Origin of the sequence: Streptomyces sp. NPDC101776, from assembly GCF_044766845.1 — a bacterium.
Lineage (GTDB): Bacteria > Actinomycetota > Actinomycetes > Streptomycetales > Streptomycetaceae > Streptomyces.
In genome coordinates this window covers 580,971-601,436 of record NZ_JBIWMV010000001.1, presented here as the reverse complement: position 1 = coordinate 601,436, position 20,466 = coordinate 580,971, and the positions used below count along the sequence as shown (strand labels likewise).

General features: G+C 71.4%; 18 protein-coding genes and 3 tRNA genes. 11 read left to right on the top strand and 10 right to left on the bottom strand.

From position 1 onward, the window contains the following. The first annotated feature begins 74 nt into the window (after nucleotides 1–74). Nucleotides 75–491 (top strand): SsgA family sporulation/cell division regulator, encoded by a 417-nt coding sequence (locus ACIRRY_RS02615; protein WP_403967079.1) that lies wholly within the window; start codon nucleotides 75–77, stop codon nucleotides 489–491. A gap of 1 nt (nucleotide 492) precedes the next feature. On the opposite strand, the gene ACIRRY_RS02610 is transcribed toward ACIRRY_RS02615, so the two are convergent. Next, nucleotides 493–1,326, bottom strand: a complete 834-nt coding sequence (locus tag ACIRRY_RS02610; RefSeq protein ID WP_403967076.1) for an isocitrate lyase/phosphoenolpyruvate mutase family protein — start codon at nucleotides 1,324–1,326, stop codon at nucleotides 493–495. A gap of 336 nt (nucleotides 1,327–1,662) precedes the next feature. On the opposite strand from ACIRRY_RS02610, the gene ACIRRY_RS02605 reads away from it, so the two are divergent. The 4 genes from ACIRRY_RS02605 (at nucleotide 1,663) to ACIRRY_RS02590 (ending at nucleotide 6,313) form a co-directional block, all read left to right on the top strand. Continuing rightward, on the top strand, nucleotides 1,663–3,285 hold the full coding sequence (locus tag ACIRRY_RS02605) for an ABC-F family ATP-binding cassette domain-containing protein (protein ID WP_403967073.1): 1,623 nt from the start codon (nucleotides 1,663–1,665) through the stop codon (nucleotides 3,283–3,285). A gap of 135 nt (nucleotides 3,286–3,420) precedes the next feature. Next, nucleotides 3,421–4,197 carry a dimethylargininase gene (gene ddaH / locus ACIRRY_RS02600; protein WP_403967070.1) on the top strand — a complete coding sequence of 259 codons (777 nt, stop codon included), beginning with the start codon at nucleotides 3,421–3,423 and terminating at the stop codon, nucleotides 4,195–4,197. A 215-nt stretch (nucleotides 4,198–4,412) separates the two neighbouring features. Further along, nucleotides 4,413–5,387, top strand: coding sequence for an acyl-ACP desaturase (locus tag ACIRRY_RS02595; protein WP_403967067.1), 975 nt, complete (start codon nucleotides 4,413–4,415; stop codon nucleotides 5,385–5,387). A 74-nt stretch (nucleotides 5,388–5,461) separates the two neighbouring features. Beyond that, on the top strand, nucleotides 5,462–6,313 hold the full coding sequence (locus ACIRRY_RS02590; RefSeq protein WP_403967064.1) for a hypothetical protein: 852 nt from the start codon (nucleotides 5,462–5,464) through the stop codon (nucleotides 6,311–6,313). 24 nt (nucleotides 6,314–6,337) lie between these two features. Here ACIRRY_RS02590 and ACIRRY_RS02585 read toward each other — a convergent pair. Further along, nucleotides 6,338–6,413 (bottom strand) — tRNA-Trp (locus ACIRRY_RS02585). Nucleotides 6,414–6,504: 91 nt separating this feature from the next. Here ACIRRY_RS02585 and ACIRRY_RS02580 point away from each other — a divergent pair. Both ACIRRY_RS02580 and ACIRRY_RS02575 read left to right on the top strand, forming a co-directional pair. After that, a complete protein-coding gene (locus ACIRRY_RS02580) occupies nucleotides 6,505–7,908 on the top strand; it encodes a hypothetical protein (protein WP_403967061.1) in 1,404 nt (467 codons plus the stop codon). Next, nucleotides 7,909–9,729 (top strand): AAA family ATPase, encoded by a 1,821-nt coding sequence (locus tag ACIRRY_RS02575; RefSeq protein WP_403967058.1) that lies wholly within the window; start codon nucleotides 7,909–7,911, stop codon nucleotides 9,727–9,729. On the opposite strand, the gene ACIRRY_RS02570 is transcribed toward ACIRRY_RS02575, so the two are convergent. From ACIRRY_RS02570 to ACIRRY_RS02550, 5 genes are all read right to left on the bottom strand, one after another. Further along, complete coding sequence (locus ACIRRY_RS02570) at nucleotides 9,707–10,930, bottom strand: ribonuclease inhibitor (RefSeq protein ID WP_403967056.1); 1,224 nt, start codon at nucleotides 10,928–10,930, stop codon at nucleotides 9,707–9,709. The genes ACIRRY_RS02575 and ACIRRY_RS02570 overlap by 23 nt on opposite strands. Nucleotides 10,931–10,989: 59 nt before the next feature. Beyond that, nucleotides 10,990–12,342, bottom strand: coding sequence for an SDR family NAD(P)-dependent oxidoreductase (locus tag ACIRRY_RS02565; RefSeq protein WP_403967053.1), 1,353 nt, complete (start codon nucleotides 12,340–12,342; stop codon nucleotides 10,990–10,992). A 30-nt stretch (nucleotides 12,343–12,372) separates the two neighbouring features. Continuing rightward, nucleotides 12,373–12,444: transfer RNA gene (locus tag ACIRRY_RS02560), tRNA-Asp, on the bottom strand. A gap of 10 nt (nucleotides 12,445–12,454) precedes the next feature. Beyond that, nucleotides 12,455–12,527, bottom strand: a tRNA-Val gene (locus tag ACIRRY_RS02555). Nucleotides 12,528–12,612: 85 nt separating this feature from the next. Continuing rightward, nucleotides 12,613–12,858 carry a WhiB family transcriptional regulator gene (locus tag ACIRRY_RS02550; protein ID WP_403967050.1) on the bottom strand — a complete coding sequence of 82 codons (246 nt, stop codon included), beginning with the start codon at nucleotides 12,856–12,858 and terminating at the stop codon, nucleotides 12,613–12,615. A 272-nt stretch (nucleotides 12,859–13,130) separates the two neighbouring features. On the opposite strand from ACIRRY_RS02550, the gene ACIRRY_RS02545 reads away from it, so the two are divergent. Beyond that, entirely contained in the window at nucleotides 13,131–13,922 is a 792-nt protein-coding gene (locus tag ACIRRY_RS02545; RefSeq protein ID WP_403967047.1) for a VOC family protein, read from the top strand. Nucleotides 13,923–14,151: 229 nt separating this feature from the next. Here ACIRRY_RS02545 and ACIRRY_RS02540 read toward each other — a convergent pair whose 3' ends face one another. The 3 genes from ACIRRY_RS02540 to ligD all read right to left on the bottom strand — a co-directional run bounded on the left by ACIRRY_RS02540 (nucleotide 14,152) and on the right by ligD (nucleotide 17,230). After that, nucleotides 14,152–15,198 (bottom strand): LacI family DNA-binding transcriptional regulator, encoded by a 1,047-nt coding sequence (locus tag ACIRRY_RS02540; protein WP_403967044.1) that lies wholly within the window; start codon nucleotides 15,196–15,198, stop codon nucleotides 14,152–14,154. An 87-nt stretch (nucleotides 15,199–15,285) separates the two neighbouring features. Then, on the bottom strand, nucleotides 15,286–16,203 hold the full coding sequence (locus ACIRRY_RS02535; RefSeq protein ID WP_403967041.1) for an ornithine cyclodeaminase family protein: 918 nt from the start codon (nucleotides 16,201–16,203) through the stop codon (nucleotides 15,286–15,288). Nucleotides 16,204–16,207: 4 nt separating this feature from the next. Then, nucleotides 16,208–17,230 carry a non-homologous end-joining DNA ligase gene (ligD, locus tag ACIRRY_RS02530; RefSeq protein WP_403967038.1) on the bottom strand — a complete coding sequence of 341 codons (1,023 nt, stop codon included), beginning with the start codon at nucleotides 17,228–17,230 and terminating at the stop codon, nucleotides 16,208–16,210. Between the two features lie 75 nt (nucleotides 17,231–17,305). On the opposite strand from ligD, the gene ACIRRY_RS02525 reads away from it, so the two are divergent. The 3 genes from ACIRRY_RS02525 to ACIRRY_RS02515 all read left to right on the top strand — a co-directional run bounded on the left by ACIRRY_RS02525 (nucleotide 17,306) and on the right by ACIRRY_RS02515 (nucleotide 20,445). Then, complete coding sequence (locus ACIRRY_RS02525) at nucleotides 17,306–18,385, top strand: ATP-dependent DNA ligase (protein ID WP_403967035.1); 1,080 nt, start codon at nucleotides 17,306–17,308, stop codon at nucleotides 18,383–18,385. Nucleotides 18,386–18,511: 126 nt separating this feature from the next. Further along, a complete protein-coding gene (locus ACIRRY_RS02520; RefSeq protein WP_403967032.1) occupies nucleotides 18,512–19,516 on the top strand; it encodes a DUF3048 domain-containing protein in 1,005 nt (334 codons plus the stop codon). An 80-nt stretch (nucleotides 19,517–19,596) separates the two neighbouring features. Next, nucleotides 19,597–20,445 carry a tetratricopeptide repeat protein gene (locus tag ACIRRY_RS02515; protein ID WP_403967029.1) on the top strand — a complete coding sequence of 283 codons (849 nt, stop codon included), beginning with the start codon at nucleotides 19,597–19,599 and terminating at the stop codon, nucleotides 20,443–20,445. Nucleotides 20,446–20,466: the final 21 nt, after the last annotated feature.

Here is a 20,466-nt window from a genome sequence, read left to right as displayed (position 1 = left end):
CGTTCCGGAATCTTTTCAGGAGTCCGTCCGGTCTTCACCGCAGTAGCACCGCCGTCACACAAGGGAGCAAGGCGTTGTCCATCGTCATCGAGCAGCCCGTAGAGGCCCGTCTCGTCGCCGCCGCACCGCGGATGCCGAGCATTCCCGCCACCCTGCACTACGACCGGCGGGACCCCTTCGCCGTCCGGATGACCTTCCCGGCACCGGCCACCCTGGAGGGCGTCGAGGTCTGCTGGACCTTCGCCCGTGAGCTCCTCGCGGCCGGTCTGCACGGCGCCGAGGGCCATGGCGACGTCCGGGTGCGGCCCTACGGCTACGACCGCACCGTCCTGGAGTTCCACGCGCCCGAGGGCACCGCCGTCGTGCATGTCCACTCGGCCGAGGTGCGCCGTTTCCTGACGGCCACCGGCGAGCTGGTGCCCGCCGGTCTGGAACACCTCCAGCTCGACCTGGACCACGACCTCGCCGAGCTGATGCGGGACGCCTGCTGACCTAACTCTCCCGCGTCAGCAGTGAGTTGAGCTCGCCGTAGTCGAGCCCTCCCGTCTGCGTGTCGTAGGTGCCCGTGTCCAGCAGCTCCCGCGCGGCACGGCGGACCACGGCGTACGCGGCCAGCGCGACGCTGGAGCCCGCGCTCACGCGGGCGACGCCCAGCGCGGCCAGTTCGGCGACCGGCGGTGCCCCGGGGCCGACCAGCACATTCAGCGGTGCGTCGATCCCGTCGACGAGTTCCTTGACCGTTCCCGGTTCGACGGCCCCGGGGACGAAGATCCCGTCGGCGCCCGCGGCCCGGAACGCGGCGGCCCGCTCCAGGGTCGCGTCCACTCCCCCGGCGCCCCGCAGATATGTGTCGGTCCGCGCGTTGACGAACAGCGGCACGCCCTCCGCGTCGGCGGCCTCGCGGGCGGCGGCGATGCGCTCGGCCTGCTCGGCGACGGGCCGCAGGACGCCCGCACCGCCGTAGAGCGCGTCCTCGATGTTCACCCCCACCGCACCCGCCGCGAGCACCGCGCGGACCGTGTCCGCGACGCCCTCCGCGTCCGGCGCGAAGCCGCTCTCGATGTCGGCGCTCACCGGCACGGCGACGGACGCGGTGATCCGCGCGACCGCTTCCAGAGCCCGCTCCCGGTCCAGCCGGTCGCCGTCCGGGACCCCGAGGGCCCACGCGAGGCCCGCGCTGGTGGTCGCCACGGCCGCCGCGCCCGCGTCCTCGACGATGCGGGCGCTCGCGGCGTCCCAGGCGTTCGGGAGGACCAGCGGACGTCCCGGCACATGCAGCGCGCGGAAGGCCAGAGCCCGGTCACGGAGGGTGTTCTGGTTCGTCATACGTCCCACTCAAGCAGGCGCGGGCGCGCCCTGGCTGGCAGGAATCCGACAGACAGGTGAAGGTCGCGGGCTCCCGTTTAATGCGTTGACAGCCCTGCGGCGCCGTTCGTAGCGTTGCCCTCGGTTCTGTTGCCGTCGATAGGAGTAGGACGTTGCTCGTCTGAGGTTCTGAGACACCGCGTACACACCCCTGAGGTGTGTTTCGTCGTGTACGACCTCGGCGTCCGAGCCGTCCTCCGGAACAGGGCCTTCCGCTCTGCCCCGGGACCAGCCTCCAGCCTCGCGGTGTCTCGCTACGCGTCCGCCCTGACCGTGTCGAGCAACCGCGAGGCTCTCATGCATACCTCTGTCACCTGTACGTCCCTCTCCTTCGCCTGGCCCGACGGCAGTTCCGTCTTCGAGGACCTGGACGCCGCGTTCGGACCCGGCAGAACCGGGCTCGTCGGCGTCAACGGCTCAGGAAAATCAACCCTGTTGAAGCTGATCGCCGGGCAACTCGCCCCGGCGGACGGCACCCTGCGGGTCGCGGGCGAGGTCGGCTACCTCCCGCAGAACGTCACGCTCGACACCGCCCTGCGCGTCGACGAGACGCTCGGCATCGCCGCGCGCCGGGCCGCCCTTCACGCCATCGAGGCCGGTGACGCGGCCGAGGAGCACTTCGAGACGCTCGGCGACGACTGGGACGTGGAGGAGCGCGCGCTCGCCACCCTCGGCGAACTCGGCCTGGGGCACATCGACTTGGACCGAACGATCGGCGAGGTGTCGGGCGGCGAGTCGGTGCTGCTGCGGCTGGCGGCGCTGCTGCTGAGCCGGCCGGACGTCCTGCTCCTCGACGAACCGACCAACAACCTCGACCTGTACGCCCGCAGGCGGCTTTACTCGGCCGTCGCCTCCTGGCCCGGGGTGATGATCCTGGTCAGCCACGACCGTGAACTCCTCGACCTCGTCGACCAGATCGCCGATCTGCGCTCCGGCGAGATCACCTGGTACGGCGGCACCTACTCCGCCTACGAGGAGGCCCTCACCACCGAACAGGACGCCGCGACCCGGATGGTGCGCGTCGCCGAGGCGGACTTCCGCAAGCAGAAACGCGAACTGTCCGACGCCCAGGTCAAGTTGGCCCGCCGCAAGAAGTACGGACAGAAGATGTTCGAGCAGCGGCGCGAGCCGAAGATCGTCATGGGCGCCCGCAGGCGGTCCGCCCAGGAGTCGGCCGGCAAGCACCGCATCATGCACGAGGAGCGGCTCGCCGAGGCGAAGGAACGGCTCGACGAGGCGGTGGAGGCCGTACGGGACGACGACGAGATCCGCGTCGACCTGCCGTACACGGCTGTACCGCCGGGTCGTACGGTCCTCACCCTCCTGGACCTCCAACTCGCCTACGGCGCACGGGTGGCGGGCGGGCTCGATCTGCGGGGGCCGGAGCGGATCGCGCTGATCGGCCGCAACGGCGCGGGCAAGACGACCCTGCTGCGCACGATCGCCGGGGAGCTGGCGCCGGTGTCGGGCGAGGCGGTGACGCATGTCCCGCTGCGTTTCCTGCCGCAGCGGCTCGACGTCCTCGACGACGAGCTGACGGTGGCGGAGAACGTGGCCCGGTTCGCGCCGGGCGCCACCAACAACCGGGTCCGGGCCCGGCTGGCCCGCTTCCTGTTCCGGGGTGCCCGCGCCGACCAGCAGGCGGCGACCCTGTCCGGCGGCGAACGCTTCCGGGCGGCGCTGGCCGCGCTGATGCTGGCGGAGCCGGCCCCGCAACTGCTGATGCTGGACGAGCCGACGAACAACCTCGACATGGCGAGTGTGCGGCAGCTCACTTCGGCGCTGGAGTCGTACGAAGGGGCGTTGATCGTGGCCAGTCACGACCTGCCGTTCCTGGAGTCGATCGGCATCACACGCTGGCTGTTGCTGGACGGGGAACTGCGGACGATCACCCCGGAGGAGGTGGAACACCCGGCATAGAGCGCCTCGGGCTCATCTCAGGAGGGCCACAGCCTCACGGCAGGGGTTTTGTCGGCGCGGACCGGTGACGCATGATGGCCAACCGGTGCCGCGCCGACGGCGCCGAAACGATCCCGCCGATACGGAGTCCCGCTCGTGCCCAGCAAGAAGGCGCTCGTCCGCCGCCCCAGCCCGCGCCTGGCCGAAGGGCTGGTCACGCACATCGAGCGGGAGAAGGTCGATGTCGAGCAGGCCTTCGAGCAGTGGGAGGCGTACACGCAGACGCTGCGGGTGCACGGCTGGGAGACCGTCGAGGTGGACCCGGCCGACGACTGCCCCGACTCCGTGTTCGTCGAGGACGCGGTGGTCATGTACAAGAACGTGGCGCTGATCGCCCGGCCCGGCGCCGAGTCCCGGCGCGAGGAGACCGGCGGGGTCGAGGAGGCGGCGGCCCGGCTCGGCTGCTCGGTGAACTGGGTCTGGGAGCCGGGCACCCTGGAGGGCGGTGACGTGCTCAAGGTCGACGACACGATCTACGTCGGCCGGGGCGGCCGGACGAACGCGGCCGGCGTGCAGCAGTTGCGGGCCGTGTTCGAGCCGCTCGGGGCGCGGGTGGTCACCGTGCCCGTGAGCAAGGTGCTGCATCTGAAGTCGGCGGTCACCGCGCTGCCCGACGGGACGGTGCTCGGGCACATCCCGATGGTGGACCGGCCCTCGCTCTTCCCGCGCTTCCTGTCGGTGCCCGAGGAGTCCGGGGCGCATGTGGTGCTGCTCGGCGGCGACAAGCTGCTGATGGCGGCGAGCGCGCCCAAGACGGCCGATCTGCTGGCCGACCTCGGTCACGAGCCGGTCGTGGTGGACATCAGCGAATTCGAGAAACTCGAAGGGTGTGTGACGTGCCTCTCGGTGCGGCTCCGGGATCTGTACGCCTGACCGGGTGACGGAAGCGTCCGTCCGGTGCCGGGACCTGCGGCCCAGGCGGTGCGCGGATCTCCCGGGAACGCGGCCTGAACAGCGGATCTTTACAGCATGCTTAACCTACGGTCTCGTAACCTACGGTTTCGTAGCCTACGATTCCGTAAGTTCCACAGCTTCCGGCACCGCTCGCCGGTTTGTTCGGTTTTGCACCACGTCCCCCTGGAGTCCCCGTGACGATCGCTTCCCCGCACCTCGGCAGCCCCGCAGTCTGGACCGACGCCAAGCTGCTGTACGCGTTGGAGGAAGTCGTCGAGACGGAACTCAACCGGCACCTCAAGGTCACCAAGGACTGGATGCCGCACGAGTACGTGCCGTGGAGCGACGCCCGCAACTTCCCGGGCTTCTTCGAGGACGGCGAGGCCTGGGGCAAGGAGCAGTCCAAGGTCACCGAGATCGGCCGGATCGCCCTCGTCGTGAACCTCCTCACCGAGGACAACCTCCCCAGCTACCACCACGAGATCGCCTCCCTGTTCGGCCGCGACGGCGCCTGGGGCACCTGGGTGCACCGCTGGACGGCGGAGGAGGGCCGGCACGGCATCGTCATGCGGGACTACCTGCTCGCCTCCCGCGCGGTGGACCCGGACAAGCTGGAAGCGTTCCGGATGCAGCACATGAGCGAGGGCTTCGAGTCGGACAACCGGCACTCGATGCTGCACTCCGTGGCGTACGTCGCCTTCCAGGAACTGGCCACGCGTGTCTCGCACCGCAACACCGGCCACCAGTCGGGCGACCCGGTCTGCGACCGCATGCTGGCCCGCATCGCGACCGACGAGAACCTCCACATGGTCTTCTACCGCAACCTCCTGAAGGCCGCGTTCGAGCTCGCCCCCGACCTCACCATGCAGGCCGTGCGCGACGTTCTCGTCCAGTTCCGGATGCCCGGTCACGGCATGCCCGGCTTCGAGCGGTTCGCCGCCCGGATGGCCATCGGCGAGGTCTACAACCTGCGCATCCACCACGACGACGTCATCCAGCCCGTGCTGCGCTTCCTGAAGGTCATGGACATCGACGGCCTGGGCCCGGAGGGACAGCAGGCGCAGGAGGAGATCGCCCTCTACATGGGCGGCCTGGACTCCGAGGCCTCCAAGTTCGACGAGAAGCTGGCGACCCGCAAGGCCCGCATGGCGGCCCGCGCGAGCGCCTGACCCGACCGGCCGCGGACCGCCCGCCGACGGATTCACCGGTGCGGGCGGCCACCCGGCTGCGGCATCATGCCGCCATGCGCGACAACAGCACGTCAGGGCCGGCGGTCGGCTTTCTGCTGAACCTGATCGACAGCGGGGACGCCCAGCGGATACGGCGACGGATCGGGCTGCCGAAGCCGGCCGGCACAGAGGCGACTCCCGACACCCGGCACAGCACCCGGCTCTGGTCCTGGGCGAGGACGGCGGTGCCGTCCTCCGTGCTGCTGTGGGTTCTGGAGGAGGACGACCCGGAACGGAACCAGTGGGTCTGGCGGCACGTCTCCGCGGACAACGCGATGCGGCGCGCCATCGCGCGCGGTGTGCCGTTCGGCCCCGCGCGCAAGGCCCCGTTGAGCGTCGCCGAGAGCGTGCGACGGGAGGACGAACCGCAGGTCCCCGAGAACTTCACCCGCTTCGGCCTTCTGGGCGCCCTCCGCGAGGGCACCTCCATGCAGACCGCGCGGACGGCCGCGTCGATGGTGCTGGAGCGCTCCGACTGGCAGGCGGTCACCGAGGCGGACCAGGACCACCCGCTGCCCGGCTACGCGCGCTGGGCACTGGCGATACGACCCGACTGCCCGCCCGCGCTGCGCGCGCAGTTCGGCACCCACCGCAAGTTCACCCACCGGGTCGAGCAAGCCGGCGTACTGGGCGGCCCCGCCGACTACGCGACCGCATGGGGCCCCGCGTCCCACGTCCTGAACGTGCTGTCCACAGGGCACATGATGTTCCCCGCGCGCGTGGCCGAGGCCGAGGACGCCCTACGGCCGCTCGTGCGCAAGCACCTGTCCGACCACGAGGACGCCTGGGCGGTCCTGGCCCAACTGATCGACACCTTCCACGGGAACGCGGTGGAACTGGTGCTGACGGCGGGCGCGATCGCCTGAGCGAGGCCCTGAGGCTCCGAGGGGGGCGGGGCGGCTGGATTCGAACCAGCGTGCCCCAGTTCTGGAGACCGGTGCGCCTGCCTCTGCGCTACGACCCCGCCCTTGGGGCCAGAGCGTAATGCCTTGGCCCGTTGTCAGTGCGGCCTGGTACCAATGAGCCGACGGGGGAACTGCGGCGCGGGGGACGGGACATGGCGTACGGGGAGCGGGGTCGGCGTACCCCTGTGGTCGATCTGTCCGACCGCAGGGCGCTGGAGCGGTACCGGCCGGCGGATCCGGCGACGGTCGCGGAGGCACGGCGGCTGAAGGAGGCCGCACTGCTGGACTTCGGGCTGACCGAGTCGGCGGTGGCGTCCTGGCTGTACGCGAAATGCCATCACCAGATCCCGACGACAGCGGTGGACACGGCGGCCGTGGTCGCCTCCGGCGACGGCTCCTGCCTGCTGCTCTACAACCCGGACTTCTTCGTCGGACTCGGCCTGGACGGCGTGAAGTTCGTGCTCTTCCACGAGGCACGGCACCTGGTGCAGCGCCATCTGTTCGCCGACCTCGCCCTGCGCGACGACCCGGTCTTCGAGCTGGCCGCCGAGGTCTCCATCAACCATGTCGCCCTGGTCCGCCTCGCCCGCCCCGAACTGCCGCTGCTGAACGGCCGGCCGACGGGCATCGACCCCCGGAAGATCCACACCCTGTACCGCGAGGACCTTTCCGCGCACGGCCTGGAGCCCGTCCCGTACGACGAGTTCGTCGCGACCGACCTGAAGGTCTACGGCGAGCTGAAGCGGATGCGGCACCCTCCGGTCCCGGAGCGGCACCTGTGCGTGCACCTGGTGGACGGGTGGGTACCGGCCGACCAGGAGACGGTGGACACGGTGACGTCGTCCGCGCTGCTCAACTCCCTGCTGGCGGCCCGGCGCGGACACGCGGGCGCGGAGCGGGAGTTGCTCGACCTGATGGGCCGCACCGAGGACGGCTCCGCGCGGGCGGGCCGGATCTGGGGGAACCTCGGCGCGGGCGTCCTGCGCGGCGAGACGGCACGCACGCGTACGGTCCACTGGTGGCAGCGCTGGCTGGTCGACGTCCTCGGCTCGAAACTGCGCGACGGCGAGCGGCTGGTGTACCCGAAGAAGCGCGGCGCACTGCTCGCGGCCCTCGGCCAGGACCCGATGCTCGCGCGCCGCGGCCCGGTCCGCGACAAGGTCCTGGTCATCGCCTACGACACCTCGGGCTCGATGCCGCACCAGGTGATCACCTGGCTCACCGAACTCGTCGGCCGCATCGACGGAGTCGAGGCGCACTGGCTGTCCTTCGACGCCGTGGTCATGCCGTTCAAGCCGGGCGAGCGCGTCTACGGCGGGGGCGGCACGAGTTTCCAGGTGGTCGCGGACTACGTGGAGGGGCGTACGGAGGTGAACGGCCGGCGGTTCGACGTCACCCCGGACGCGGTCGTGATGCTCACCGACGGGTACGCGCCGCCGATCACGCCCGCCGAGCCGGACAAGTGGATCTGGCTGATCACCGAGGGCGGCAGCGAGTGGCCCGAGACGCACACCCCGGCGATGGACTGCCATCGCGTCACGACAGGATCGCGGTAAATGAGCACGGGAACAGAGCAGTTGACGGGTGCCGAGCACGACCGGCGTGAGGTGTCGCGCCTGGAGTCCTTCATCGACGCGATGATCGACATCGGGCAGACCGGGCAGATCTTCGGCGAGCACGGCATCGGCAAGACGGCGACGTTCTTCACCCACATCGGCCGCGCCCACCCGGGCACCGCGCTGGTGTACGTCCCGGCGGCGAATCTGACGCCGGACGACCTGTTGATCAACGCGCCGGTGCGGGACCCGGGCACCGGTGAACTCGTGCTGCGGCAGCTCGTGATGAGCCAGTTGAAGCCGGGCACGCCGTTCGTGCTGCTCATCGACGACTCGCTCCAGGCGGGCGACACGATCCAGTCGCAGCTGATGCAGATCGCCTGCAACTGGACGCTGGGCGAGCACGATCTGCGGGCGCTCGGCTGCGTCGGGGTCTTCCTCACCGACAACGAGTCGCTGTCCGAGACCTCGGCCCGGCGCGGCGACCTCGCGCTGCTCGACCGCATGGTCACGATGCGGATCACGGCGAACGACACGTCCTGGCGTCGGCATCTCGCCGTCAAGTACCGCCCCTGGGACCTGAATCCGGTGTTCGCCGTGTGGGCGTCGCTCTCCCCCGCGCTGCGCGAGCTGCTGTCCCCGCGCACGCTGGACCACGTCCTGGCCAACGCGAAGGAGGGCTTCCCGCTCCGCTGGGGCCTGCCCCTGATCGACGGCGAGCGGCTCCGGCTGGCCGAGCCGGGCCCCGACGGCAAACCCGGGCAGAACCGCACGGCGGAGATCCTGGACCGTCTCGCCGAGGCCCTCGGCGTGCCCAACCCGACGACGGTCCCGGACCCGGTACGGCAGGTGGTGCGGGCCGCGCTGCGCAACCGCTGGACGGTGCTGCTGCAAGGCCCGCCCGGATGCGGCAAGACGGAGCTGGTCCGGGAGACGGTCCGCGCGGGCCTGGGCCGGGAGCCGCTGTACTTCTCGCTGCCGGTGACGAACGTCGAGGACCTGTGCGCGCCGATCCCGTCCCCGGACGGCACCCTGGACAACCTGCTGGCGGCGAACTTCACCGGGTCCGCGCCCAAGGCGATCGTGTGGGACGAGTACAACCGCCCCAAGGACAGGGCCGCGTTCGCCAAGCTGATGGAGATCACCCAGGAGTGGTCGCTGGCCGGCCGCCGGATCGAGAACCTGCGGGCGCAGATCGCCGTCCAGAACCCGCCGTACCATCTGGGCCGCAAGCTGCTGGTGTCGCGGAACAACATCGCCCAGGCGACCCGGTTCACGGCCTCGTTGACGGTGGAGCCGGAGGACATCCCCGCCAACGAGTGGCTGCTCGCGCGCTACGGCTCGGACGCGGAGACGGTGCTGGAGTGGTGGAAGCACGACATCGACGACGACGGCCGCGCCTGGATCACCAAGCGCACCCTGGAGCGGCTCATCAAGCTGCACCGCAAGGGGCTGCCGCTGGAGATGGCGACGGTCTACCTCGGCGACGGCGAGTACGCGCCCGTGCCGCTCACCGCCCTGATCGACCGCTTCAAGGGCCGCCCGGTCACCGGGCTGCGCGAGTTGGCCCGTGACGCGGACCTCTGGGAGGCCCGGCTGCGGCGCGCCGCCGAGCACACCGACGAGGGCGGCGACGACAGCGACGTGGTCCACCAGATCCTCGCCAACGCGGAGTTGTCCCAACTGAAGAAGCACCGCGCGGTGGTGGCCCGCATGGTGGCGCTGCTGCCCGCCAAGCTCCGGGCGACGTATCTGGTGGGGGCGTCGGACCGGCAGCAGCGGTTCTGGACGGACATCTTCACGGGGATGGCGCGTCGCTGACCCCGTCCCCGGCCTCTCCCGGCCGCGCCGTGCGGTGCACGCTGCGTACGGCGGCCACGTCGGGGGCGAGCGCGGGTGCGGGGAGGTGGGCGGTGAGGGACTCCAGACGGCGTTTGATGCTGGCGGCGACTCCCTGCCCGAGGACGAAGCGGGTGGGGGTGAGCGCGCGGGGTGCCGTGTCGAGGAGTCGGTGGGCCTCGCGGCTGCGCATTCCCGTGTGGGACAGGACGAGGTGGGTGAGGCGGTGTTCAGCGGCCACGAGGACTCCCGCGATGGTCTCGGCGGCACGCAGATCGACGTGGTTGTCGACCGCGCCCAGCACGGCCGCCGCCTTCACCCGGCCGAGGTCCAGCAACCCGACCCCGGCGCCGGTGGCCGCCGTCACCAGCCGCGCCGCGGCCTGCGGACCGATGCCGTTGCTGGCGACGGACAGCCGCGCGAGCCGTCCGTACGGCGCGCGCTCCAGGGCGTCGGCCAGGAGGAGGGCGCCCGGGTCTCCCAACCGGGCGGCGGACACGTACAGTTCGTCGATCGCGCCCGCCGCGACGACGGCGGCGAGGGGCACGGCGCCGTCCGCGCCGAGCGGATTGCCGCCGACGAAGAGACGCTCGATACGGCGCCCGTTGCCGGCGGCGGCGAGCAGCGCGTCGGCGAGGACGGTCGCGCCCGCCGGGTCGAGCCCGGTCTGTACGAGGTCGAGCGTGCGCAACGACCGCGCGGACTCGATGAGTTCGGCCGCCGCCCGTCCTCCGCCGCTGCCCAGCGGGTTGCGCTTGAGCCACACCCCGGTGACGACCTGCGGCGAGGCACGCAACTGGTCGGCGATCCGACAGGCGCCGCCTGCCGTGATGCCGTTGCACCCGAGATAGAGCGTCTCGACCTCACCGCTCCCGCCGGCGACGACCTCGGCACCCTCGTCCCCGAGCCCGTCGGTACCGAGCAGCAAATGCCGTACAGGGGAGGGCCCTTGCCCCAAGGCCTCGGCGACCAGTGCGGCGCCCTCCACCCCCAACTCCTGCTTGCACAGGTCGAGTCGACCGTCGGGCAACGCCGTACCGACGGCGAAGTCCAGCCGTTCCCCGGCCGGCCGCCCCGCCCTCAACCAGTCGAGCAGCGGGCCGAGTTCGGTGACCGGACGGGGCACGACGGACGGCACCCCGGCGAAGCCCGACGCCGCCGTCACACCTCCCGTGTCCTCCACGCTCTCCCCGTCCCCCGAACCCGCCGCAGCAGCGCCTCCCGTGCCCCTCGTGTCCCCGCTCACCACGCCGCCTCTCGATAGTCCTTGAGGAACACGCCGGACACCGGGTCCCCCGACTCGCCGCGCACGATCGGGTCGTAGACGCGGGCCGCGCCGTCGACGATGTCGAGCGGTGTGCGGAAGCCGGCCTCGGCCATGCGGCCCTTCTTGGGGGCGGGGTTCTCGTCCGTGATCCAGCCGGTGTCGACGGCGCACATGTGGACGCCCTGGTCGGCGAGTTCGGCGGCGCTGGTGCGGGTGAGCATGTTGAGCGCGGCCTTGGCCATGTTGGTGTGGGGGTGGCCTGCCGTCTTGTTGCGGACCGCGAACCGGCCTTCTACGGCGGTGACGTTGATGACGTACCTGCGGGGGCGCGGCGAGGCGAGCAGCAGGGGCAGCAGCCGGTCGCAGAGGAGAACGGGGGCGAGGGCGTTGACGAGTTGGGTCTCCAGGACCTCGGCCGGGTCGAGGGCGCCGAGCCGTGCCGACCAGGAGTTCTCCGGGGACGGGTCGGGCAGCAGTCCGGCCTCGTCGGCCTCGCGCAGGACGACGGGCAGCGCCGAGGCCCCACCCCCGAGCATCCGCATCGGCGTGAAACCGGGCGCTTGCCGGGCCCCCTCGGGCAGCGCGTCGCGCTCGCTCGCGGCCAGCAGCGCGTACGACTGCGGAGGGCGTCGTACGGTCTGCGCGGCGTTGTTGACGAGGATGTCCAGCGGTTCGCCCGCCTGCCGCAACTCCTCGCAGAGGCCCAGCACTTGACGCGGATCACGCAGGTCCACGGCGAGCACGGTCAGCCGGTCCAGCCACTTCCCGCTGCCGGGCTCGGCGCGGAACCGGCGCACGGTGTCGTGCGGGAACCGCGAGGTGACCAGCACCTCCGCGCCGTCCCGCAGCATCATCAGCGCCAACTGGAAACCGATCTTCACCCGCCCGCCGGTGAGCAGCGCCCGGCGCCCACTCAGATCCGTACGCAGCGCCCGGCGCGCGGAGTTGTCGGCGGCGCAGTCGGGACACAGCCGGTGGTAGAAGGAATCCACCTGTCGATAGGGCGACTTGCAGACATAGCAACCACGCGGCTTGCGGTACACGCCCCCGGCGTCCACCTGAGCGAGCTCGCCCGCCGAACCCAGCGGAGCGTCCTCGCGCCGGTCCGCCGCCCCTGTCGCGGTCGCCGCCATCGTCGCCGCGTCGGCCGCGGTCACGTCGGCGCCGCGGGCCTTGCGGCGGCGCAGCCGACCGTCCCGCGCGAAGGACGCGGCGACCTGTTCCGCGCGCAGGCGCACCGGATCGTCGACGGGCAACTCCCGCAGCCTGCCCACCACTTGGTGGAAGGCCGCCAGTTCCGCCTCGGTGATCCCGCCCTCGTCCGTCATCGATTCCCGCCCCGGCCGTGCCGTGAAGTGGGGCCCCGGCCGGATTCGAACCGGCGTATCCGCCCTGACAAGGCGGCGAGTCTGCCTCTGCTCTACGGGGCCCCCGAACGCAGCCCGGGGATCGGATTCGAACCGATGTGCTTCGTCAGAGCACGACGTGCGCCTGCCTCTGCGCTACGCCCGGGTGCGCCCCCGGATCCTAGCCGCACTCCCCCGCGCGAACCGCACCGATAAACGCCCCGTTCAGCGGGCCTCGTTCAACGCGCCCGGTCAACGCGAGCCGCGTCGGATCTCCAGGCGTTCCTTCTCCGACAGTCCGCCCCACACACCGAAGCGTTCGTCGTTGTCGAGGGCGAACTCCAGACAGGTGGAGCGGATCGGGCACATGCCGCAGATCCGCTTGGCCTCCCTGACGGAGCTGCCCGGCTCGGGGAAGAAGAAGTCCGCCCCGGTCTGCGCGCACAACGCCTCCTGCTGCCAGGCCAGGTCGGGCGAGGTGATCGTGTCGATGTGCATGGCCACATCGTGCCGTCCGGCGAAAAACGTTCGATCAACGCGGGATCAACGCCGCGCTCCGAGGCCTCCGGCCGCCCCGATGATGGCCCCCGCGACCGCACCGGCGCACGGCGGCGCGCGGAACCATATGAAAACACGGAGAACTTCAGCGGTCACCGAGGGTAATCATGGCCGTGTCCCCGAACCGCTGCCGCACTCCGGCAGCGATTGTCAGTGGGCGGTGCAAGACTCGGCAGTGCAGAGAACGGGACCCTTCAATGAGGAGGGCAACAATGCTCACCACCCGTTTCGTCAACGGCGCTCCCAACTGGCTGGACGTCGGCTCGCCCGACATCGACAGCGCCATCTCCTTCTACGGCGGTCTCTTCGGCTGGGAGTTCCAGTCGGCGGGGCCCGAGGCCGGCGGGTACGGCTTCTTCCAACTGGACGGAAAGACCGTCGCCGGCGGCATGCCGCTGCCCCCGGAGCATGACGCGTCGGCCTGGACGGTGTACTTCCAGAGCCCGGACGCGGAGGCCACGGCCAAGACGGTGGAGCAGGCGCACGGCGCGGTGCTGTTCCAGCCGATGGACGTGATGGGCGAGGGACACATGGCGATCCTCAGGGATCCGGCGGGCGCGGCGTTCGGCATCTGGCAGCCGGGCCGGACCAAGGGCGTCGACGTGGCGGGCGATCCCGGTTCGCTGACCTGGGTCGAGTTGTACACGCCGGACATCGCCGCGGCGGCGGCGTTCTACTACGCCTCGTTCGGTATGGAGACCTCGGCCGCGCCCATGGCGGGCGTCGACTACACCTGTGTCAACCCGGCCGGCCTCGGTGAGGACGCGATGTTCGGCGGCATCGTCCCGCTCGACTTCGACCCGTCCGGCGCGGCCTCGGGGGCGTACTGGCTGGCGTACTTCGAGGTCGACGACGTGGACGCCACCGTGGCCAAGGCCCTGGAGTCGGGCGGCAAGATCGCCGTTCCGGCCACCACCATGGAGGGCGTGGGCCGCATGGCCCAACTCACCGACCCGCACGGAGCCCGCTTCGCGATCATCACGAGCGAGCAGTCGCAAGGCTGACGGTGCCGGGCCCGCGCAGGGGGCATGACCTGCGCGGGGTACCGGTCACGGGGGCATCGGTTGCACAGCGGCGCGATCCAGGTGAGGAAAAGACTCACGCGGAGGCGCGGCCCGCCCTGGGGTGAGCCCACCCCGGGTGCGACTCACTCAGGTTGCAGGGGGCGCCCTGCCCGGCGGAACCACCCGGGCCCCGGCAGCTCAGCACCCCGCAGCACCGCAGGGCCGTCGCTCACGCGGAGGCGCGGTGGACCAGGGTGGTCGGGAGGATCACGCTGGACGGTGCGCCGCCGATGCCGTCGCGGACGCCGCGGCGGTCGAGGCCGCGCAGCAGCAGGCGGGCCATCAAGCGGCCCATCTCCTCTATGTCCTGACGGACCGTCGTGAGCGGCGGCTCGGTCTGTTCGGCGACCGGCAGCATGTCGTCGAAGCCGATCACCGCCACGTCCTCGGGCACCCGCAGCCCCTCCTCCCGCAGCACCTTCAGCGCGCCGTACGCGGTGAGGTCGTTCGCGGCGAACACGGCGTCCACGTCGGGGCAGCGGTCCAGGAGTTCCCGCATCGCGCGCTCACCGCCGCCCGGTGTGAAGTCGCTCTCGACGATCAGCCGCGGATCGACGTCGACCATGACGTCCCGGAACCCGTCGAGTCGGTCCACCGCGGACGTCTGGTCGAGCGCGCCGGTGATGTGCGCGATCCGGGTGCGGCCGAGCCCGACGAGATGCCGTACGGCCTCGCGGGCGCCGCCCCGGTTGTCGCAGTCGACGTACACCGTGGGGCCGAAGGCGCGTGTCCCCTCGCTCCAGGAGGGCCGGCCGCCGAACACCGTGGGGACACCGGCCCGTTGGATCAGTCCGGGCAGCGGGTCGTCGAGGTGCAGGGAGAAGACGAGCGCGCCGTCCACATGGCCGCCGGCGAGATAGCGGCCGACGCGGGCGTGGTCGGCGCGGCCTTCCGTGAGGAGCAGCACGAGTTGGGAGTCGTGGGCGGTCAACTCCTTGCTGATGCCCCTGAGTTGCATGGCGAAGAAGGGGTCGGCGAAGACCCGGGTCTCCGGTTCGGCGATCACCACGGCGATGGCGTCGTGCCGCTTGGTGACCAGGCTCCGGGCCGCCTGGTTGGGGACGTATCCGAGTTCGTCCACGGCCTGCCGGACCCGTTCGACGAGTGATTCCCGCACCCCGTCGCCGCCGTTGACCACTCGGGAAACGGTGGCCCGCGACACCCCCGCCCGCGCGGCCACGGCTTCCAGCGTGGGGCGCGGTGCTGTCTCGGTCACTTCTGGACCCCTCCTCGATGATGCGGATCAGGATAGCCGCGGCGGAACCCGATGGTGAGAGCGCTCCCAACTCGGCGGACCCCTTGCTCACCCCGGCAGATTCACCCGCCGCCCCACCCCGTCCCGCTCCGCCCGCTCGTACGCCAGCCGGGCGAGCGCCAGATCCTGCCAGGGCGGCCCGACGGGAGCGTAGACGGAACGGGCGGTGGGATCGGTGCGGCCCGGATGGTCGCCGCGCAGGACGTCACCGAGTGTCGTATCGATGTCGGCACGCGCCAACGCGCCTGCGGAAGCGGCCAGTTGACGGTCGTCGACAGCGACCAGTGCCGCGTCCAGCAGACCGGCGGCGAGTTCCCGCCCGCCCCGCCCGGCCGCGCCCAGGGTCGTGAAGTGCTGTCCCTCCCGGGTGTCCGTGAGGGACAACAGCGGGACGCGGGACCGGGTCGCCAGCAGGACGATGTCCGCGACCGAGGCGATCTCCGTCGCCGACCCCAGCACACGGCCGCCATGCCGTACGGCGAACTCGGTCGCGCGGTCCACGTCCGCGTCGTGGACGACGAGTCGACCGTACGGCCGCAGGACGCCAAGCCCTCGGAGCGTCAACTCGGCCTGCGTACCGGCGCCGATCACCCCCACGACCGCGTCCCGCGCCGGGACCGCCAGCGCGTGGGTGCCCAGTGCCGCCGCCAGTCCGGTGCGCCACGCGGTCACCGTCGCCGAGTCCAGCAGGGCGAGCAACTCCCCGTCCACACCGCTGCGCAGGCACAGCACGCCCCTCGACCCGGTTCCCGCGTCGGGGGACTTGTCGTAGACCGTCACCGTGCAGGCCTCGATGCCGGGGATGAGCGCGGTGGCCGTACCGGTGAACGGCGGGTCGGGGCGCACCCGTTGGCCCGGGACCGCTGTCGCGGCGCCCGTCGCGAGGAAGCCGTCGCGCAGCGCGGCGAGGCAGGCCGAGGGTTCCAACAGGGCGCCGAGGTCGCCGCGTGTCAGGAGGCGGGTCATCCGCTCAGGTTCCCTCGGGGTCCTTCTTCGCCCTGCTCGGCTGCACCCTCTTCGGCTCCCCCGGCATCTTCGGGTACTCCGGCGGATACGGCAGATCGCCCAGCCCGTGGTCGTGTTCGTCGCGGCGGGCCAGTTCGAGCAGGGCGTCCAGGGAGAAGCGGTGGTCGTCCATGTCGGCGTGCACGTCGCCGAGTTCGGCGAACCGCCCCGGCATCGTCGCGAGGTCGAAGTCCCGGGGGTGCGCCACGGGGACCTCGTCCCAGCGCAGGGGCGCCGAGACGGGGGCGTGCGGGCGGGGTCGTACGGAGTAGGCGGAGGCGATGGTGCGGTCGCGGGCGGTCTGGTTGTAGTCGACGAAGATGCGCTCGCCGCGCTCCTCCTTCCACCACTTGATCGTCACCTGGTCGGGCATCCGGCGCTCCAGCTCCCGGCCGACCGCGATGGCCGCGCGGCGGACCTGGGTGAAGGTCCAGCGCGGTTCGATGGGCACGAAGACATGCAGGCCGCGTCCGCCGGAGGTCTTGGGGAAACCCTTCAGGCCGCCGAACTCCTCGAGTACGGCGCGGAGTTCATGGGCGGCACGGACCGCGTCGTCGTAGTCGGTGCCGGGCTGCGGGTCCAGGTCGATGCGGAGTTCGTCGGGGCTGTCGACGTCGTCACGGCGTACCGGCCAGGGGTGGAAGGTGAGCGTGCCGTACTGGGCGGCCCACAGGACGGCGGCCTCTTCGGTGGGGCACATCTCGTCGGCGCTGCGTCCGCTGGGGAAGGTGATGTGGGCGGTCGGGATCCAGTCCGGCATGTTCTTGGGCGCCCGCTTCTGGAAGAAGTTCTCGCCCTCGACCCCGTCCGGATAGCGCTCCAGGGTGGTGGGGCGGTTCCGCAGGGCGCGCAGGATCCCGGGGCCGACCGCGATGTAGTACCGGGCGAGGTCCAGCTTGGTGAAGCCGCGCTCCGGGAAGAAGATCTTGCCGGGACTGGACAGCCGTACGGTCCGGCCGCCCGCCTCCAGTTCCACCGCTTCGCCCATGCGAGCCACCGTAGGCCTCCCGCGCACAGCTCGCACACCGGGCGGCGAGCGGCGTACGAGCGCAGAATCGGAAGCATGGATCTGCCGGTGATGCCTCCCGTGAAGCCCATGCTCGCCAAGTCGGTCGCGCGGATTCCGCCGGACTTGCACTACGAGGCGAAGTGGGACGGCTTCCGGGCGATCGTGTTCCGTGACGGTGCGGAGGTCGAGCTGGGCAGCCGTACCGGAAAGCCGCTGACCAGGTATTTTCCCGAGCTGGTCGAGGCGCTGAAGGAGCGGGTGCCGCAGCGGTGCGTGCTGGACGGGGAGATCGTGATCGCCCGGGACGGGCGGCTCGACTTCGACGCGCTGACCGAGCGCATCCACCCGGCCGACTCGCGGGTGCGGACGCTGGCCGAGCGGACCCCGGCCTCCTTCGTCGCCTTCGACCTGCTGGCGCTGGCCGACGAGTCGCTGCTCGACGTCCCGCTCGGCGACCGGCGGGCGCTGCTCGCCCGAGCGCTGTCGGCCGCGACCGCGCCGGTGCATCTGGCGCCCGCGACCACCGACATCGAGGTGGCGCGGCGGTGGTTCGAGCAGTACGAGGGCGCCGGGCTCGACGGGGTCGTGGCGAAGCCGCTCGCCCTGGGCTATCGCCAGGACGAGCGCGCCATGTTCAAGATCAAGCACGAGCGGACGGCGGACGTCGTCGTCGCCGGCTACCGCCTGCACAAGAGCGGGCCCGTCGTGGGGTCCCTCCTTCTCGGCCTGTACGACGATCACGGCACCCTCCAACACGTGGGTGTGTCCGCCGCGTTCACCATGAAGCGGCGGGCCGAGCTGATCGAGGAACTGGCGCCGCTGCGCATGGACGACCCGACGGGACATCCGTGGGCGGCCTGGGCTCAGGAGGCCGCGCACGAGTCGGCCCGGCTGCCGGGCGCGCCGAGCCGCTGGTCGGGCAAGAAGGACCTGTCGTGGGTGCCGCTCGGACCGGAGCGGGTGGCCGAGGTGGCGTACGACCACATGGAGAACGGCGCGCGCTTCCGGCACACGGCGCGCTTCCGCCGCTGGCGCCCTGACCGCACGCCCGAAAGCTGCACCTACGCACAACTGGAGGAGCCGGTCCGCTACGACCTCTCGGAGATCCTCGGCCCGCGGGACGTGACGGACTGACCCGTTCCGTATTTCCCCTGGTCCGATCGGCCCAATCAGCGCGCACAAACACAACCGAGCGGGTATGGCCACCAATGAACTTATAAGCGCACAATCGAAAACACGGATGTGGTGGCAACGGTGGGCATGGGACACAGGACGCCTCGGCGGCACGGCGCGAGAAGAGCGGCGCTGCTGGCCGCCACGATGACGGCCTCGCTCGCGGTGGGCTGCACCGCACATCACGGCGCGTCCGTCGACGACGGACGCGGAAAGACCCGGTCCCCCACGCAGAGCCCGGCCCAGAGCCCGAGCGCCGGCGGCACGGTCGCCCCCGCCGCCGGTCCGGTACTCGCGGTGAAGATCGACAACGTGCCCGCGGCCCGCCCGCAGACGGGTCTGGACTCGGCGGACATCGTCTACGCCGAGCAGGTCGAGGGCGGGCTGAGCCGACTGATGGCGGTGTTCGCCACCAAGCTGCCCAAGTCCGTCGGACCGGTGCGCAGCGCCCGCGTGTCCGACCTGGAGCTGCTGCGCCAGTTCCACGAGCCGACGCTCGCCTTCTCGGGGGCGCAGCACAAGCTGCTGCCGCTGATCGCCAAGGCGCCGCTGCGGTCCGCGTCGCCGGAGGAGGTGGCGAGCGCCTACTACCGGGGGGTCACCAAAGCCGCCCCGCACAACCTCTATCTGCGTCCGGACAAGCTGCTCTCCTCGGCGCCGGGCGCGGCGGCCCTGACGACCGGTTTCCGCTACGGCACGGCCCCTGAGGGCGGCAAGGCCACCACCTCCCGCACCGTGCGCTATCCGGCGGCCCGCTTCACCTTCACCTGGTCCGGGAGCAAGCACCGCTGGCTGGTCACCGAGGACGGCACGCCCACCGTGACGACCGACGGCAAGCGGGTGGCTCCGGCGACCGTCGTCGTGCAGTACGTGAAGATCCGCAAGTCCGCGTACCACGACGTCCTCGGCAACAACACGCCGTACACCGAGTCGGTCGGCTCCGGGAAGGCGGACGTCCTGCGGGACGGCCGTACCTTCAGCGTCGACTGGAAGCGGCAGAAGGCCACCGACGGAACGGAGTTCACCACGGCGGACGGTACGCCGGTGAACTTCGCGAAGGGCCAGGTCTGGGTGGTCTTCGCGAAGGCCTGACCGCCTGGCGCTCTTTCGCGTTTTCGCACGCTTGTGCCACTCTGTCGTCCTTGATCCATGGGGCCGGGGCGGGGGAAGTCGTGAGCGGACGCGGTTGGTTCAGTGGCCGGAAGTGGTTCAAGCGGGGGGTCGCTCTCGCCGGGCAGGGACGGCTGGAAGAGGCGCGCGACGCGTACCTCCGCGCGGCCGAGTCGGGCAGCGTCAACGCCCAGTACAACCTCGCGCTCGTCTACGGCGATCTCGGCGACCGCGCCAACGCGATCCGGTGGTTCCGCCGGGCCGCCGACGCGGGAGACGCCGGTGCCATGCACAGTCTCGCGCTGCAACTCGCCGACGGGGACCGGAAGGAGGCCGCCGAGGCGCTGCACTGGTACGCCTCGGCGGCCTTGCGCGGTCACGCGCCCTCGCAGCACAACCTGGGTCTCCACTACCAGGCGACGGGTGAACTCGCCCTCGCCGAGCGCCACTTCGAACAGGCGGCGAAGCAGGGGGACCTCGCCGCGGAGGTGTCCCTGGCCGGGCTGTGGTTCGGCCGGGGCCGCCTGCGGGAGGCCGAGGAGCTCCTGCGCCGGGCAGCGGACAAGGAGCATCCCGGGGCACTCGACTTCATGGGCAAACTGGCCGAGGAGCACGGTGACACCGAGCGGGCCGCCGGGTTCTACGCCCGCTCCCACGCGGCGGGGTTCAGCGGTGCGGCGGTGAATCTGGGACTGCTGCACAAGGGGCGGGGGCGCACGGCGGAAGCCGAGGAATGGTTCCGCAAGGCGGCCGACGCCGGGAACGCCGGCGGTATGTACGCCTTGGGCCAGCTCCTCGACGGCCGGGACCGGACGGACGAGGCCCTTCCCTGGTTCCGCACGGCAGCCGACCTCGGTGACCCGCAGGCGCAGCACGCACTACGGGTCATCGCCGCGCGCCAAGGGGAGTAGCTCCGCACGAGGCACACCCCT

Coding starts and splice junctions, on each gene's coding strand:
- ligD (WP_403967038.1), bottom strand. CDS start 17,230: ATGGGCGAAGCGGTGGAACTGGAGGCGGGCGGCCGGACCGTACGGCTG.
- ACIRRY_RS02525 (WP_403967035.1), top strand. CDS start 17,306: ATGGATCTGCCGGTGATGCCTCCCGTGAAGCCCATGCTCGCCAAGTCG.
- ACIRRY_RS02580 (WP_403967061.1), top strand. CDS start 6,505: ATGGCGTACGGGGAGCGGGGTCGGCGTACCCCTGTGGTCGATCTGTCC.
- ACIRRY_RS02550 (WP_403967050.1), bottom strand. CDS start 12,858: ATGCACATCGACACGATCACCTCGCCCGACCTGGCCTGGCAGCAGGAG.
- ACIRRY_RS02545 (WP_403967047.1), top strand. CDS start 13,131: ATGCTCACCACCCGTTTCGTCAACGGCGCTCCCAACTGGCTGGACGTC.
- ACIRRY_RS02605 (WP_403967073.1), top strand. CDS start 1,663: ATGCATACCTCTGTCACCTGTACGTCCCTCTCCTTCGCCTGGCCCGAC.
- ACIRRY_RS02575 (WP_403967058.1), top strand. CDS start 7,909: ATGAGCACGGGAACAGAGCAGTTGACGGGTGCCGAGCACGACCGGCGT.
- ACIRRY_RS02520 (WP_403967032.1), top strand. CDS start 18,512: ATGGGACACAGGACGCCTCGGCGGCACGGCGCGAGAAGAGCGGCGCTG.
- ACIRRY_RS02565 (WP_403967053.1), bottom strand. CDS start 12,342: ATGACGGACGAGGGCGGGATCACCGAGGCGGAACTGGCGGCCTTCCAC.
- ACIRRY_RS02535 (WP_403967041.1), bottom strand. CDS start 16,203: ATGACCCGCCTCCTGACACGCGGCGACCTCGGCGCCCTGTTGGAACCC.
- ACIRRY_RS02590 (WP_403967064.1), top strand. CDS start 5,462: ATGCGCGACAACAGCACGTCAGGGCCGGCGGTCGGCTTTCTGCTGAAC.
- ACIRRY_RS02610 (WP_403967076.1), bottom strand. CDS start 1,326: ATGACGAACCAGAACACCCTCCGTGACCGGGCTCTGGCCTTCCGCGCG.